This window comes from Oceanobacillus phoenicis (assembly GCF_047238145.1).
Lineage (GTDB): Bacteria > Bacillota > Bacilli > Bacillales > Amphibacillaceae > Oceanobacillus.
On record NZ_JBDFME010000001.1, the window covers coordinates 3,613,363 to 3,628,597 of the forward strand.

Genomic DNA, 15,235 nt, shown 5'->3' on the forward strand with positions numbered 1-15,235 from the left:
GATCCACTTGAAAAGTGTTCTTCTTTTCAAGTTAGCTGAAGCCGTGCCTGCGGAAAGCGTCCGTCTGTAATGAAAATCAAACAACGCTACATTCCGATTTCATAATAGGATATTTTTTTGCGAAATATGAATGTAAGAAAAAGAAGTAGTAATGGTGGGTATTGGAGTTATTTGTGTTTTCTTTTTGAAACGGCACTCTTCGTAAACATATATAATTTCTTAATGAAAATGATTTGAATATAATTTCAAAAAAAAGCTAAGCCAATTTTGGCTTAGCGTTAATACATGTTTAAGATGCTTGGTTTACTACAATTTCATTATCTTTAACATCGACATGAATTGAGGCTATTTCTTCACCTTCGAGAATCAAATCCGTTAATGGATCTTCAATCTTATCTTGGATGACACGACGTAATGGACGTGCCCCAAAACGAGTATCATATCCTAATTTAACTAATTGCTGTTTTGCTTTATCAGAGATTGTTATTGTCATTTTATTTTCTTTTATTGTCTCTTCTAATTCAGACAACATCAAATCAACAATTTGTAGTAAGTCTTCTTCTGCTAACTCATGGAAGTTAACAATAGCATCAAATCGATTTAGAAATTCTGGCTTAAAGTATTCGCTTAAGTTTTCTAGTGTAGAAACAGATTCGTGTGCTTCACGATTAAAACCAACATTAACTTGTTTTACACCAGTACCAGCGTTACTTGTCATGATGATAACTGTATCTTTAAAACTTACTTTTCTACCTTGAGAATCAGTCAATTGACCATCTTCCATAATCTGCAAGAACATATTTTGTACATCTGGATGAGCTTTTTCAATCTCATCTAACAATAGAATAGAGTATGGGTTACGACGGATTCGCTCGGTAAGTTGACCAGCTTCTTCATGTCCTACATAGCCTGGTGGTGAACCAATTATTTTAGAAACGGCATGTTTTTCCATATACTCACTCATGTCCAGTCTAACCATCGCATCTCTAGAACCGAATAGTTCTTCTGCTAGTACTTTTGTGAGTTCTGTTTTACCAACACCTGTAGGTCCAACAAATAAGAATGATCCGATTGGACGTTGTTTAGCCTTTAAGCCTGCACGACTACGGCGAATTGCTTTCGCTACTTTTTGCACAGCCTCGTCTTGGCCAATCACCTTCTGACTTAGTTGATCAGATAAGTTTTTCATTTTTTCTTGTTCATCTTTTTGCATTTTCGTTACTGGAATACCAGTCTTCTCTTCTACAATTAACTCGATATCACTAATATCGACGTCTAAGACTTTTTCGCCCTCTTCAACTTTATCCAATTGTTTTTGCAATTGAATTTCTTGATATCTTAAGTTTGCTGCTTTTTCATAATCCTCTACATCGGCAGCTTCTTGTTTTTTCTTAATAATTTCATCAAGTTGTTGTTGAAGAGTATCAGAGTCTTTCTGAGCATTAGATAAATTCAATCTTGAACCTACTTCATCCATTAAATCAATGGCTTTATCAGGCAAATGACGGTCTTGAATATATCTGCTTGATAAGTTTACAAACGCACGAATAACATCTTCCGAATATCGAACTTCGTGGAATTTCTCATAGCGCTCTTTAATACCTTCTAATATGGTTACTGCATCTTCAAAAGATGGTTCGTGTACCATAATTGGTTGTAGTCGACGTTCTAGCGCAGCATCTTTTTCTATTTGTCGATATTCTTTTAGTGTTGTAGCACCAATGATTTGTAAATCTCCACGCGCTAATGCTGGTTTTAATAAGTTACCAACATCCATTTGTGAACTTTCTGCTGTTCCTGCTCCAACGATTAAATGAATTTCGTCAATGAACAAGATCACATCTTTTCTTGATTGTAATTCTTCAATTAACTTCTTCATTCTTTCTTCAAATTGACCTCGAACTCCAGTATTGGCAACTAATGAAGCTACATCTAATAAATAAATTTCTTTATTCATTAATTTTGCAGGAACATTACCTTCTACTATATTTACTGCTAGTCCTTCTGCAATTGCAGTTTTACCGACACCCGGTTCACCAATGAGAACTGGGTTATTTTTATTTCTTCTATTTAATGTTTCCGTAACTCGTTTAATTTCTTTATCTCTACCAATGACAGGATCTACATTTCCAGATCTCGCTTGGTCAGTTAAATTTTTTGCTAACTGATCAATGAGGCCATTGCCTTTATTCGCTTTTTGCTTGGTGCGTGTACCAGTAGCACTTCCACTATTTCCTTGTGAAAAGTTATTGGCAAATGCTTGATCCATATTGCCGAATGGAGAATTAGAGAAAAAGTCAGAGTTCATCATATTTCCTTGAATATCTTGGAAACATTCATGGCATAGATGAATTTCCATTCGTTGATTATTCATCTGCATTTGTGCATTAATTGTTGCATCATTTTGACCACAATTTTGACATTTCATTTCTCATTCCTCCTCTAATTACAGTGAAGATAGCCTATTACATTGATATAATATGACATTCGCCTATGCGATGTCACAAGCATTTTTGACTTTGACTATCTTTGACTATAGTTACATTATACTCTGACCTTTTTTGACTTTCAAGTATTTTAGTCAAATTTTTTTATAAAAAGTTTGACCTTTGATAATTTAATAAAGAAATACACAAAAGGAGCCGTAGTTGAAACAGCTCCTTTTCCCTTTACAGTATTACTATTCCCATTTTAGAACATAGGAAAACCTTGTGGTAATTGATTTTTTAACATTAAATGATCTAGACTTTTAAACGTATATCCTTCCGCCTTTAAATCTTTGACTACCTGTTTCAATGCTTTTGCATTATCTGAGGAAACAGCATGAAGTAAAATAATCGCACCAGGATGTATTTGATCCATTATTTGATCATATGCATATTGCCAGCCTTTCTGACCATCTGTATTCCAGTCAATAAAAGCAAGTGACCAAAAGATATGAACTAATCCTAATTCATTTGCCCATTTTAATGTATCTTCATTAAATACTCCTCTTGGTGGGCGCAAATACATCATTTCTTTCTGATCACTGATTTCGGCCACTGCACGTTCCAAATCTTCTACTTCTTTTTGTATTGCTTGTTTGTTCATAATAGTAAAATCAGGATGATGATAAGAGTGATTTCCAATAATATGTCCCTCATCCACCATACGATTGATTAAATCTGGTGTGCTTTTAACATAATGACCGGTGACAAAAAAAGTTGCAGGTACATTCTCTTCCTTTAAAACATCAAGAATTTCATCCGTATATCCTTCTTCATATCCATTATCAAACGTTAAATATAAAACTTTTTCTCCCGAGTCATCGACATAATAGGCATTATATTTATCTAATAAGGCTTGATATGAACCAATATCCGGTATTTCATGATTTGAATTTTTACTATAGCCCCATCCATAAGCATGAACGGTGTTTAATGGTAATAGTACAAGAAAAAAGGTAAGAAAAACGAGTAAAGATGTTGTTTTTTTCATACAATCCCCACCTAAGTTTTTTCTTACCTTAACCTGTTTCATATTTTTTTATGCATTATAGAACCATCGCAGCTATCCATCCGAATATAAATAATGGAATATTATAATGTAAGAAAGTTGGTACACATGTATCCCAAATGTGGTTATGGTTTCCATCTGCATTTAAGCCTGAAGTTGGCCCTAACGTACTATCCGAAGCCGGTGATCCAGCATCTCCAAGAGCACCAGCAGTACCAACAAGTGCGGCTGTTGCCATTGGTGAAAAGCCCGCAGCAATGCAAATCGGAACAAATAAAGCTGCGATTATTGGAATAGTACCGAAAGAAGTACCAATGCCTATAGTAATAAACAATCCTAGAATTAATAGCACTAACGCGATTAATGCTTGATTATCACCTATTGACTGTGTTACTTCTACTAAAGATTTCACTGCCCCAGTTTGTTCTAAGACATTTGCAAATCCAGATGCTATAAGAATAACAAATGAAATTGTCCCCATCATTGTAATCCCATCTGTCATCACACGATCCATCTCTTTAAAAGGTATTACAACAAATAGAAGTAAAGCTACTAGACCAGTTAATGCACCAAGTATAAGATTATCAAATATAACTTGAACAATTAATGCTAACACTATTGCTACTAATGTAAAAACATGCTTCTTCTCAAAAGTGATATTCGATTCTGTTTGGGTAGCAGCATTAGAAGATACGTCTTCTCGAACTTCTTTGGGTTCTTTATCTTTTCGATACGTTATAAATATTGCTACTAAAAGCCCAACTACCATCCCTAGTCCAGGAATTAACATAGCCATCGTTGTTTGATTCGCTGTGATTTCTGCACCATTATTTTGTAATCCGTCAATAATTAATCCATGGAAAATTAAACCATAACCAGCAGGAATCATTATATACGGAGCTTTCAAACCAAATGTTAGTGCAGTTGCTACCGCACGTCTATCCATTCTCATCTCATCAAATACTTTTAATAAAGGTGGAATTAGAATCGGAATAAAAGCAATATGCACGGGAACTAGATTTTGTGAAAGTGATGCAACACCGGCTAATGCAAGTAACATCATTGTCTTCTTGCCGGTTAATATACGAATAATAAAGTTTACTAATAAACTCGTTATTCCGGTGTAACTAATTGCAACCGCAAAAGCACCTAATAGAATATAACTGAGAGCTGTATTGGCAGCTCCTCCCATTCCTTCTACCATCATTTTTATTGAATCACTTATATTTAAACCAGAAAGTAATCCTGCCGTAATCGCTGCTACGATAATAGACAGTATTACATTAAATCTGAGCAAACATAATATCGTCATTACTAATACAGATAAAATAACAACCCATTCCATTGTACTTCCCCACCATTCTTATCTCTTTACTACTTCATCATGATAAAGTATTAAAGACTAAAATTCAACCCTTTTTTTAAATTATTTTATCTGAATGAATATGATTATAAGAAATTATGTAAAACTCCATGCTTTTCTATTTGATTTCCATTGCAGAAGATAGCTTTTTAATAGCCACCGTCTTTTAGCTAACTTGAAAAAGAAGATCACAATTTTCTAAGTAGAACTTCAGCTCGCGCTGCTCTTAGCATGAATCTTCCATTATAACCAATCCCAAGTATTTCCTATAATCACCTACCTATAATCCGGATATTAGTATGTTTTTAAATGAACCTTGGTGATTAGGAAATATATACCTAATAACAAAAAGCCGTCCTTTAGACAGCTCTCTATAAGTTATTTGACATTAAATGAGAAAGAAACGTGGTCTTGAATAGGTATCCAAGCACCAATTCCTTGTTTCGTAACATTTTTGATTTTTATTGATTTATTTGATCCTTTTAATTCGATATATACTTCCCCAAAAGTAACCTGTCCTTTTTCATTGACCGCTGGTGCATATGCTTGCAATGTCCCATGTTTTTGAGTAGGTACAGAATAGGAATTATTTAGCTTTGTATTTTGACCAAAGATAGTGTTATATGATAAAGGAAGCTTCGTTTTTTCCTTCGATTTTAATAACATCATTTTTTTTACATCATTTGGATTGCTTATCTTATTGGTGAGTGCACCTTTTACTTCTTTTTCTTGTTGCTGAATATAATTCATATTTTGAACATCATTTCCACCAATATTATTCATTTCATTCAAATTAATCTCTTGGTATTCCCAATTTATATTCGATTCTTCTGATTGATAATTCAGTGGCCATCTTCCTAAGTAGACCATACCACGATAACCTATGGCAATCGGTGAAGGCTTTATAGAGCTTTCATTTAAAATTTTTATTAACTCTGGGTTTTCAATAGGTATTTCAACATCCTCTAATATTTCTACTGTCCAATCACTTGGTTCAATGACTTCTTGATCTTCTGTTGAGTTTGGATACGTATTTTCTTTAGAAATATCAAGAACATGACTAGGAATAGCTGAGTCTTCATTTTCTTTCGATTCTTCTGCTACTGCAAGTTGAGGAAAGGTGAGAGATGAAAATAATACTGCGATAAACAAAAAGCTCGCACTAATGTTATTAAGCATAATTTACCTTCCTTTCTTTTTTTTCTATTTTTTTCTGAAGGTAGTAAAACTATGCATTGAATTCAAAAATGGTATTTAATAGCATAAGGCAAATACAAAAAGCAAGGTAGAGACATATTTTTACTTTTGTCTCCACCTTGCTCTTTTATTTAGTTACATATACGCTATATCTTTTTTCTAATCTTTCTTGAAGTATTCCAATCAGAATACAAATCGGCCAATAAATTAAAGCAACTAAAATATACACTGTCATCGCATCAAATTCTCTACCTGTAACAATCTGTGCCTTTTGGAAGAGCTCTGGTACAGTTATTACCGCAGTTAACGATGTCGCCTTCACGATATCCATAAAAACATTGGTCAACGGCGGAATAGCTATTCTTGTTGCCTGTGGCAAAATAATTTTTCGTAATGTATGCCAATAAGTCATATTAAGCGCTTTTGCTGATTCCCATTGTCCTCTATCAACACTATTTAAAGATGAACGATCAATTTCTGCTATGTAAGCAGCACTATTAAGACCGAATCCTAAGATTGCGGCTGTAATAGCCGATAATTCAATACCTATATAGGGCAATCCAAAATATATAATAAAAAGAAAAACAAGCATTGGAGTCCCACGCATAAAGGATATATATATTCTAGATGGCCAACGTAATAATATTGTTTTTGAATCTCTCGCTAAGGCGAGAAATAGACCAAAAACTAACCCAATTGCCATACCTGCTATGGCAATCATGATTGTATATGGCAAACCCTCCAAAATAAATGGTAAATTTTGTAAGGCGAGATCAACATCAAAAATATTAAACAACTTTGTCATTAAAATAATAGTCATCATTTAACGCCTTTTACAAATCTAATCCATCAATTTCTTCAATCTCTTCGGTCGGCTCTACAGATGCATCTTCTTCATAAAACTTTTTCGCCAGTTCACTTAACGTTCCATCTTCTCTCATTTCTTGAAGTACTTTGTTGATTTCTTCTGTCATCTTATCAGCATCATTTGGCATAATGACACCTTGTTGACTAGGATGGAACTTAATCGTTGGATGCAAGTGTAAATCAAAATCAGGAAAAGCAGCTACACCAAACTTGGTTAAGTAATAGTCGTTGACAACTACATCTGTTCTTCCATTACTTACATCACTTAAATACGCTTCATTCGGTGCATTCCCATAAGTAATTACTTCTGCACCGTATTGTTCTGCAATTTGGCTATAGATAGTGGTAGCTCCACCGCCAGCTTTTTTCCCTTTTAAATCCTCTAAACTTTCAATTCCAGAATTATCCGATTCACGCACTGCCATTGTTGTATAAGAGTATTTATAAGGCTCACTGAAATTAAATTGTTTCTTACGTTTATCGGTAATTTCAATATCATTTGCTGCTACATCTATTCTGCCACTCTGAACAGCAGGTAACATACTGTCTATTCCCATGATTTCAAACTTTACCTCTAAATCTAATCTATTTCCGATTTCTTTCATAATCTCGACATCATAGCCTGTCAATTCATCCTGTTCATCGTAATAAGACGCCGCTATTAGTGTCCCTGATGTTCCGACAACAAGTTCACCAGATTGTTGAACGCTTTCCCATCGTTCATCAGATGCTGTTTCATCACCTTCACTATTCTCCGGTGTTTCTTCGTTATCTTCGCTCGTTCCACACGCAGCTAAAAGCAGAATAAACATGAATACAAATAAGCTAAACATTACCTTCTTCATTACATTCTTCCACCCTTCCCCTATTGTTATAATATGAATCTGAAAATTATTATAACAGATAACGGCTATGTGTAAAACAATTAACATAACCTGTATAATTTTTATATAACAATATATGTATAACAGGTTTTTGAAAACGTTAAAAAACCAGGGAAAATACACTTTATTCTCCTCTGGCTTCCTTTTATTTAATAATTCTTTTTTGTTGATCTTGTATAAAAGCATTCAATGCTCCGCCTGTGATAATGATAATTCCAAATAAATAAAACCATATCATCAGGACGATTACTGTTCCTAAACTTCCGTATGTTGTGGAGTAATTCCCTAAATTATTTACATAAAAAGAAAAGCCCCATGATACTAATTGCCAAGATAAAGTAGCAAATGCAGTACCCCATATCACTTCTGAGAATGCAATTCGTTTATGAGGTGCAAGTTTATACAGAAATAGTAAGACGATAAAGAAAATAGCGGAGGATATAACCCATCGCAATGTCTCCCAAACTTCTATAAACCCAGTAGTAAATCCAAACACAGAAAAAACATAAACGCCAATCATTCTTCCAAATATAGGCAACAATAAGGCTAATAAAATGATAATTACCATGCACACTGTTAATACAATCGCGATTAGTCTTGTCGTAAAAAAGGATCGTTCCGTTTCTATACGATAGGAACTATTAAAAGCTCTAGTAATTGCATTAACACCATTTGATGCCGCCCATAATGTTCCAATAATACTAATTGATAAAAGGCCGGTATTTTGCTGGGTTAATGTATCTAAATTTGTAAAGATTAGATGCATTACTTGTTCGGGAGCAAAGGTTCCAATTGTCTCCATAATTAGATCCATATCAATCGGGAGATAGGCGATTAGATTAAGTAAAAACAATAGAAAAGGGAATAAAGATAACAAAAAGAAATAAGCAAGTTGTGCTGCCAAACCAAACACATCAACCTCTTCTATTCGTTGATAAAATTTCTTGCCTAGTCTTATCCAACTCTCCAATGTATCTCTCTCCCCCTATCATTTGTTCTTGTATTACTCTATTTCTTTTCGGCCTGTTTTATTCGTAACTTTATCTAATGTTTGTTCCACTTGCTCTAAAGCGTTGATAGCATTGGAAGAACCACTTGCCACAGCATGATTTAATTTATCAACCGTTTGCTTAATACCGCTAATTGCTTCAGATGGATGACTTGTATAGTAAGATGAAGTCGCTTTAGCTAACACTAACTTTTTCTTTGCATAATCTCGTGCATCCTTATCTATTAATGCTGTTGCTCCACCTGCAACTGCTCCGATTACCATTCCAAGTATAATTTTACGTTTACCCATGATTCATCTCTCCTTCTTCGTTTAATTGATGGTATTCTTTCAAAAATTGAAGTAAATGTTGACATCCACTTAATATAAGTTGATACACGTATTCAAAATTCCCACTAAAAAAAGGATCTGGAACATTACATACTTGAGAACTTTCCACAAATTCGAGTAAACGACCAATAACAGGACCTTTTATTGATTTTATCTTTTCCAAGTCCTTTATATTCTGCTCATCCATAACAATAATATAATCATAATTTTTCCAGTCATCCTTCTCGATCTGCCTAGCATATAAATTTCTATATGAGATCCCCTCACGATCCAGGATGTTCCTAGTTCCACTGTGTGGTTGCTTACCATTATGCCAATTTCCTATTCCAGCAGAGTCAACTTGAATTCGAGAAGTTAAATTTTCTCTTTCAAGCTTATGTCTGAAAATAGCTTCTGCCATCGGGGAACGACAAATATTTCCAAGACAAACAAATAAAACACGTATCAACGATTTCCACCTCTTTCTCTTTTTATTCTATTATAAGCGACTAGATTTGATAAGCAAATACATGTAAATTTCGATAAAAAATATAAGCTATATTAAATTTTCTCTTGACATCCAATCGAATATTCGAAATATTATATACTATATCAAAAAGAAGAGGGGGCTAGAAAAATTGATTGAGTTTTTAGAAGAGGTAAGTTCATTTGTGTGGGGTCCACCAACACTAATTTTAATTGTTGGAGCAGGACTTTACCTTACATTCCGACTTGGATTTTTGCAAATTCGGGCGTTACCGTATGCGTTAAGATTAGCATTTAGCCCACAAAAACAAGATAAAAAATCTAAAGGTGATATTAGTCATTACCAAGCATTAACAACTGCTATGGCTGCGACCATTGGAACTGGTAATATTGTTGGGGTTGCAACCGCGGTTGTTGCCGGAGGACCTGGTGCCGTTTTTTGGATGTGGATAACCGCTGTATTCGGAATGGCCACCAAATATTCCGAAGCAATATTAGCGGTTAAATATCGCGTCACTGATGATAACGGCAAAATGGCCGGGGGTCCAATGTATTACTTGGAACGTGGATTAAATTTAAAGTGGTTAGGTGTTATTTTTGCTATATTTGGTTCCATCGCAGCATTTGGAATCGGTAATATGGTACAGTCTAACTCTGTCTCAGATGCGTTACAAACGTCATTTTCCATTCCTACATGGGTAACAGGACTTGTACTCACTGTTCTTACCGCACTTGTTGTACTTGGAGGAATTAAAACTATCGGAAAAGTTACTTCATTCTTTGTACCAATTATGGCTGTTATTTATGTACTTGGTGGTCTTACTATTATGGTTATGAATTTTGATTTAATTCCAGCCGCAGTAAACCTTATCTTAACCGATGCATTCACTGGTAGTGCTGTTGGTGGAGGTATTTTAGGGACCGTAATCCGATATGGAGTCGCACGCGGTGTTTTCTCTAACGAAGCCGGACTTGGTTCTGCTCCAATTGCAGCAGCTGCTGCCAAAACAGATTATCCTGGTAGACAAGCATTAGTATCGATGACGCAAGTATTTATTGATACAATTATTGTTTGTTCTATAACTGGAATTACCATCGTCATGGCAGATATGTATGGTGCTGGAGCTGATGGAGCTTCCTTAACTGGGGCATCATTTGCATACTTCCTAGGTGGGTTTGGTGAACATATTGTAACCATTTCGATTGTATTCTTCGCATTTTCCACACTTGTTGGATGGTCTTATTACGGAGAAAAATGTTTTGGGTACTTATTTAAAAATCAAAATGCAATGAAGGCCTATCGATTGATTTTTGTTCTGATTGTATTCTACGGAGCAGTTGAAGTAATTGATGTAGTATGGCTAATGTCTGATATATTTAATGCTTTAATGGCTGTACCGAATATTATCGGTCTTCTCGGTTTATCTGGAGTAGTAGTCTATGAAACGAAACGATTTATGAAAGTTGCCAAGGAAGAAAAACAACAAGCAAAAAGAACTGGATAATGAATCATTTTCAACTTAAAAAAGAGGCGAACTATAATTAATTGTAGTTCGCCCTTTCTTTTAACTCTTATCTATTCACATTTGTACAATGGGCGAAATACATTTTTCATCATTGTTTTTTGCGTTATTCACATGTGTACTAACAGGGTAATGTATTAATTTATCTTGCTCTACTTCATCGAGCCATTTCTTCCAATCAACAGCATGATTTCCCGCAGGCTCTATCCACTCTTCTTCTCTGTCCTTAGGCAAAATCACCGGCATTCTATGATGAACGTTCTCCATATCTTGATTCGCTGGTTTTGTTAAAATGGTACATGTAAATAAAGGCTCTTCATCGCCTTGCCATTTATCCCATAATCCTGCAAATGCAAAGACTTCTTGACCCTCTAAACGGATGCGCATCGGTTGTTTTTTATCCATTTCTTTTTTCCATTCATAGAAACTATCTGCAATAATTAAACATCTTTTTGAAGAAAGCAATCGCTTGAAGCTTGGCTTTTCATGTGCAGTTTCACTTCGAGCGTTTATCATCTTGTATCCAATTTTTGGATCTTGTGCCCACGATGGAACTAATCCCCATTTCATATAACCCGCACGACGATTTTTACCATCATGTATAATCGACAAAACTTTTTGACCAGGAGCTATGTTATAACTAGGCCCATAAAAATCTAACGATTGCTGCAATCCAAATGCTTCTTTAATTGCTAATTCATCTGCTAATAAAGTATATCTACCACACAAATGATTAATCCTCCCTTAGAATAGACTTAAATCCCATTGATTGGCTATATGTCGCAGTAGTTTAATTCCTGCGGTACTATTTCCTTGCTTATCCAACGCTGGTCCAAATACTCCAATGCCACAACCTTCTAGGAATGGAAGATTTTGATTTCGAACCCTTGGCGGCACTACTGCAAGTATTCCTCCAGACACACCACTTTTTGCAGGAATACCTACATAAGAAGCAAATTTCCCAGATGCATCATACATTCCACAAGTAAGCATAAGTGATTTCGCGACTCGAGCAATTTGTTTTGGAATTAGCGTCTCATCTGTATTCGGATGTACTCCATCGTTAGATAATACTAAACCTATCATTGCCAAGTCATCAAGTGTAACGTTTAATGAACAGTGTTTAAAATATGTTTCCAAAGTAATACTCAAATCAGACTCTAGGTATCCTTCTTCCAGTAGATAATATCCGATTGCTCTATTTCGCATTGAAGTGTCTCGTTCCGAAACATATACATCCACATCAATCTCAGGTCGATGTCCGAGTATTTTTTCTAATAATTGATATAAGGGTTCTAATTTTTGATCTGATGTTCTACCTTCTAATAAAGAAGAAACTGTTATAGCTCCCGAATTCACAAGTGGATTAAATGGTTTTTTTGGTTGGTTGATTTCTAAATGCATAATCGAATTAAAAGATTCACCAGTTGGTTCTACATCAACTCTTTGGAGGACATATGTAAGACCTCTTTCCATACATGCCACAATAAAACTTAACACTTTCGATATACTTTGAATGGAAAATTCCACATTTGTATCGCCAGAACGAATGATAGTGCCATTTTTACCAATTATAGAAATACCTAAAGCATTAGGATCAGCATGTTCGAGACTTGGTATGTAACTAGCTACTTTCCCTTCATCTGTTTGTTTCTGATAAAAATTTACCCAATTATCTACATAATCTTGTAACCACTCTTTACCTCTCTCCGTATTTAAATTAACCGACCCCTGCACCATTTCTTTAACACCTCATTTCTACATTGCTTATATTAACCGTATTCCCTAATCTTTTGTATTTTACCCTTGTTTGATTCCTTTCCATACAAAAAAACACTTTCAAATTAAAGGAATACCTTCCGCTCAAAAGTGTTTCTTCAAAAATTATTCATTTACGTGTTTTAACCTTTTTCTAATGGTACTCTCTACATTACTAGCAATTTCAGCGCTTTTCATTTTCTCGTACTGTTCTGGCAATATCGGATCATCGACAACAATATGAATGGAAGATTTTTTTATTCTTCCACCATCTTCTTCTAACATTTGATAAGTTCCATCAATACTGACTGGAACAATAGGTACCTTTGATTTCGTAGCTAGACGAAAACTTCCAGCTTTAAAACTGCTCACTTGTCTTCCTTTACTTCTCGTACCTTCTGGAAAGATCAACATAGAGTTACCATCTTTTAAGTTTTCAATCCCTTGTTGAATCGCCTGCATAGATTGTCTGCGATCTGTCCGATCGATGAACACGCAATGAACAAATTCCATCCATGTAGAGATTATCGGAATTTTTTTTATTTCCTTTTTCGCAATAAAGCCAACTGGACGTTCAAGATATCCTAAGAAAGCCAATATATCAAATATTCCTTGATGATTTGCTACAAACAAAACTGGTCCCGATGGTACTTTTTCTAGTCCTTCAACCTTCACACCTGTCCCTGTTTTGGCAATTACTTTTTGAGATACTATTTTTGGAGTTTTAAATATCTCATCCTGTTTTTCTACAGCAAGTCCAGTCTCAGCCCATTTTTTCACTTTTTGTAATTTAAAGATTGTCCCGATAACTAATAAGGACGCATAAACATATATTCCAATTGTTCGTATCATTCGTTAACTCTCCCTCTGCGCACACAAAATTTATTATACTATGATTACTATTTACATTGAAGAAATTTGTCGAAAAACGAATAAATTGATTGAAGTGGTTACTTTATATTATTCTTTTTGTAATACCTATAAAGGAGTGAATCATGATGAGTTTTAAAGCATTTGTTTTGTACAAGGAAGAAGATCGATTACACCATAAAATAGAAAATATAGAAGATAGTTTTTGGGAAGTTGGTGATGTTTGGATCGATGTTGCATACTCTAGCGTGAATTATAAAGATGCTTATGTTGTTAAAGATGGTTCTTTAGCTGAAAAGTCTCCTTTAATTCCTGGGATTGATCTAGCAGGAACTGTACGGAAATCAAGCAATCCTTCGTTTAAAAAAGGACAAGAAGTTATTGCAACAAGCTATTCCATAGGAACTGGTCATCATGGCGGCTATGCACAATTAGCACGAATTCCTAGTGAATGGGTTATTCCTTTACCTGATGGTCTCTCATTAAAAGAAGCGATGATACTTGGAACAGCTGGTTTAACGGCTGCTTTATCTATTCAGAAGTTAGAAAATAATGGATTAACCCCTATACAAGGACCAGTTGTTGTCCCAGGAGCTACAGGAGGAGTCGGAAGTCTCGCTGTTAATATGCTTCATAATCTAGGTTATGAAGTCGTTGCAGGGACTGGAAAAGAAGATAAAAAAGATTATTTATTACAAATCGGAGCAAGCGAAGTAGTAAAGCGTCAAGATTTACAAGAAGAAACCCCTTCTTCACCACAGAAAGCAAAATGGGCTGGCGCAGTTGATCCAGTTGGTGGAAATACATTATCTTATATTCTCAACACATTAAAACGCGGTGGGTCCGTTGCAACAAGTGGTTTCACTGGAGGAACAGATGTCCAAACAACTGTATTTCCATTTATCGGTAGAGGAGTTAACTGGTTAGGAATTGATTCTGTTACTTGTTCAATGGAACAACGCACAGAAGCATGGAATCGACTAGCAACAGACTTAAAACCAACTATATTCCAAAATGAATCGATTCAAGAAGTTTCGCTAGAAGAGTTAGATCATGTTTTTGAAGCAATGCTTGCTGGTAAAACAACAGGTCGGACGATTGTAGCTTTATAATTTTTGGGGATGATAAATATTTCTCAAATGAGGATGAAATGATGGGGCAACAGGAAATCTGTCAGGATTTGTATGATTGACTTGTGTTAAAGCCACAATCGATTCTGATAAACTTGAAAATGGTCAATAGAGTGAGTCTATTCGCTATAACTACTTCTGATTTTTATGATAGTAGTAAAAAGGGCCGCTCTATTTACCAAAAAGGATTTTAATTCCCAGGATAATCGTTAATAGAACGAGTCTATTTACTAAAAATGCTTCTTATTTCCATAATAATTGTTGATAGAACCGGTCTATTAACCAAAACTGCTTCTTATTTCCATAATAGTCGTTGATAGAACCGGTCTATTAACCAAAAATGC

Annotated in this window: 14 protein-coding genes; 2 read left to right on the top strand and 12 right to left on the bottom strand. The window is 35.0% G+C overall.

From position 1 onward, the window contains the following. Positions 1 to 289: 289 nt before the first annotated feature. The 9 genes from ABC346_RS18235 to ABC346_RS18275 form a co-directional block, all read right to left on the bottom strand. Entirely contained in the window at positions 290 to 2,428 is a 2,139-nt protein-coding gene (locus ABC346_RS18235) for an ATP-dependent Clp protease ATP-binding subunit (RefSeq protein WP_413236197.1), read from the bottom strand. A gap of 263 nt (positions 2,429 to 2,691) precedes the next feature. Further along, complete coding sequence (gene pdaA / locus ABC346_RS18240; RefSeq protein WP_413236198.1) at positions 2,692 to 3,477, bottom strand: delta-lactam-biosynthetic de-N-acetylase; 786 nt, start codon at positions 3,475 to 3,477, stop codon at positions 2,692 to 2,694. Between the two features lie 55 nt (positions 3,478 to 3,532). Next, positions 3,533 to 4,840, bottom strand: coding sequence for a Na+/H+ antiporter family protein (locus ABC346_RS18245; protein WP_413236199.1), 1,308 nt, complete (start codon positions 4,838 to 4,840; stop codon positions 3,533 to 3,535). Between the two features lie 396 nt (positions 4,841 to 5,236). After that, positions 5,237 to 6,037, bottom strand: coding sequence for a YfkD famly protein (locus tag ABC346_RS18250; RefSeq protein WP_413236200.1), 801 nt, complete (start codon positions 6,035 to 6,037; stop codon positions 5,237 to 5,239). A gap of 145 nt (positions 6,038 to 6,182) precedes the next feature. After that, positions 6,183 to 6,875 (bottom strand): amino acid ABC transporter permease, encoded by a 693-nt coding sequence (locus ABC346_RS18255; protein ID WP_413236577.1) that lies wholly within the window; start codon positions 6,873 to 6,875, stop codon positions 6,183 to 6,185. Between the two features lie 13 nt (positions 6,876 to 6,888). Further along, positions 6,889 to 7,767: a transporter substrate-binding domain-containing protein gene (locus ABC346_RS18260; RefSeq protein WP_413236201.1), complete on the bottom strand. Its 879-nt coding sequence runs from the start codon at positions 7,765 to 7,767 to the stop codon at positions 6,889 to 6,891. Positions 7,768 to 7,951: 184 nt separating this feature from the next. Further along, on the bottom strand, positions 7,952 to 8,776 hold the full coding sequence (locus ABC346_RS18265) for a YihY/virulence factor BrkB family protein (RefSeq protein ID WP_413236202.1): 825 nt from the start codon (positions 8,774 to 8,776) through the stop codon (positions 7,952 to 7,954). A gap of 33 nt (positions 8,777 to 8,809) precedes the next feature. Further along, positions 8,810 to 9,106 carry a YtxH domain-containing protein gene (locus ABC346_RS18270; RefSeq protein WP_413236203.1) on the bottom strand — a complete coding sequence of 99 codons (297 nt, stop codon included), beginning with the start codon at positions 9,104 to 9,106 and terminating at the stop codon, positions 8,810 to 8,812. Continuing rightward, the gene (locus ABC346_RS18275) at positions 9,099 to 9,593 is read right to left on the bottom strand and encodes a low molecular weight protein-tyrosine-phosphatase (protein WP_413236204.1); all 495 of its coding nucleotides are present in this window, start codon (positions 9,591 to 9,593) and stop codon (positions 9,099 to 9,101) included. Before ABC346_RS18275 ends, ABC346_RS18270 begins: the two co-directional genes overlap by 8 nt. A 169-nt stretch (positions 9,594 to 9,762) precedes the next feature. Between ABC346_RS18275 and ABC346_RS18280 the strand changes: the two genes are divergently transcribed. Next, complete coding sequence (locus ABC346_RS18280; RefSeq protein ID WP_413236205.1) at positions 9,763 to 11,115, top strand: alanine/glycine:cation symporter family protein; 1,353 nt, start codon at positions 9,763 to 9,765, stop codon at positions 11,113 to 11,115. A 75-nt stretch (positions 11,116 to 11,190) separates the two neighbouring features. On the opposite strand, the gene ABC346_RS18285 is transcribed toward ABC346_RS18280, so the two are convergent. From ABC346_RS18285 to ABC346_RS18295, 3 genes are all read right to left on the bottom strand, one after another. After that, complete coding sequence (locus ABC346_RS18285; RefSeq protein ID WP_413236206.1) at positions 11,191 to 11,862, bottom strand: SOS response-associated peptidase; 672 nt, start codon at positions 11,860 to 11,862, stop codon at positions 11,191 to 11,193. A 15-nt stretch (positions 11,863 to 11,877) separates the two neighbouring features. Then, entirely contained in the window at positions 11,878 to 12,873 is a 996-nt protein-coding gene (locus ABC346_RS18290; protein WP_413236207.1) for a glutaminase, read from the bottom strand. A gap of 144 nt (positions 12,874 to 13,017) precedes the next feature. Next, on the bottom strand, positions 13,018 to 13,743 hold the full coding sequence (locus ABC346_RS18295; protein WP_413236208.1) for a lysophospholipid acyltransferase family protein: 726 nt from the start codon (positions 13,741 to 13,743) through the stop codon (positions 13,018 to 13,020). Between the two features lie 146 nt (positions 13,744 to 13,889). On the opposite strand from ABC346_RS18295, the gene ABC346_RS18300 reads away from it, so the two are divergent. Next, complete coding sequence (locus ABC346_RS18300; protein ID WP_413236209.1) at positions 13,890 to 14,873, top strand: NADPH:quinone oxidoreductase family protein; 984 nt, start codon at positions 13,890 to 13,892, stop codon at positions 14,871 to 14,873. Positions 14,874 to 15,235: the final 362 nt, after the last annotated feature.

Excerpts from the sequence above, each read along its gene's own strand:
- ABC346_RS18290 (WP_413236207.1), bottom strand. The coding sequence starts at position 12,873 with ATGGTGCAGGGGTCGGTTAATTTAAATACGGAGAGAGGTAAAGAGTGG.
- ABC346_RS18260 (WP_413236201.1), bottom strand. The coding sequence starts at position 7,767 with ATGAAGAAGGTAATGTTTAGCTTATTTGTATTCATGTTTATTCTGCTT.
- ABC346_RS18255 (WP_413236577.1), bottom strand. The coding sequence starts at position 6,875 with ATGACTATTATTTTAATGACAAAGTTGTTTAATATTTTTGATGTTGAT.
- ABC346_RS18295 (WP_413236208.1), bottom strand. The coding sequence starts at position 13,743 with ATGATACGAACAATTGGAATATATGTTTATGCGTCCTTATTAGTTATC.
- ABC346_RS18235 (WP_413236197.1), bottom strand. The coding sequence starts at position 2,428 with ATGAAATGTCAAAATTGTGGTCAAAATGATGCAACAATTAATGCACAA.
- ABC346_RS18250 (WP_413236200.1), bottom strand. The coding sequence starts at position 6,037 with ATGCTTAATAACATTAGTGCGAGCTTTTTGTTTATCGCAGTATTATTT.
- ABC346_RS18270 (WP_413236203.1), bottom strand. The coding sequence starts at position 9,106 with ATGGGTAAACGTAAAATTATACTTGGAATGGTAATCGGAGCAGTTGCA.
- ABC346_RS18300 (WP_413236209.1), top strand. The coding sequence starts at position 13,890 with ATGAGTTTTAAAGCATTTGTTTTGTACAAGGAAGAAGATCGATTACAC.
- ABC346_RS18245 (WP_413236199.1), bottom strand. The coding sequence starts at position 4,840 with ATGGAATGGGTTGTTATTTTATCTGTATTAGTAATGACGATATTATGT.
- pdaA (WP_413236198.1), bottom strand. The coding sequence starts at position 3,477 with ATGAAAAAAACAACATCTTTACTCGTTTTTCTTACCTTTTTTCTTGTA.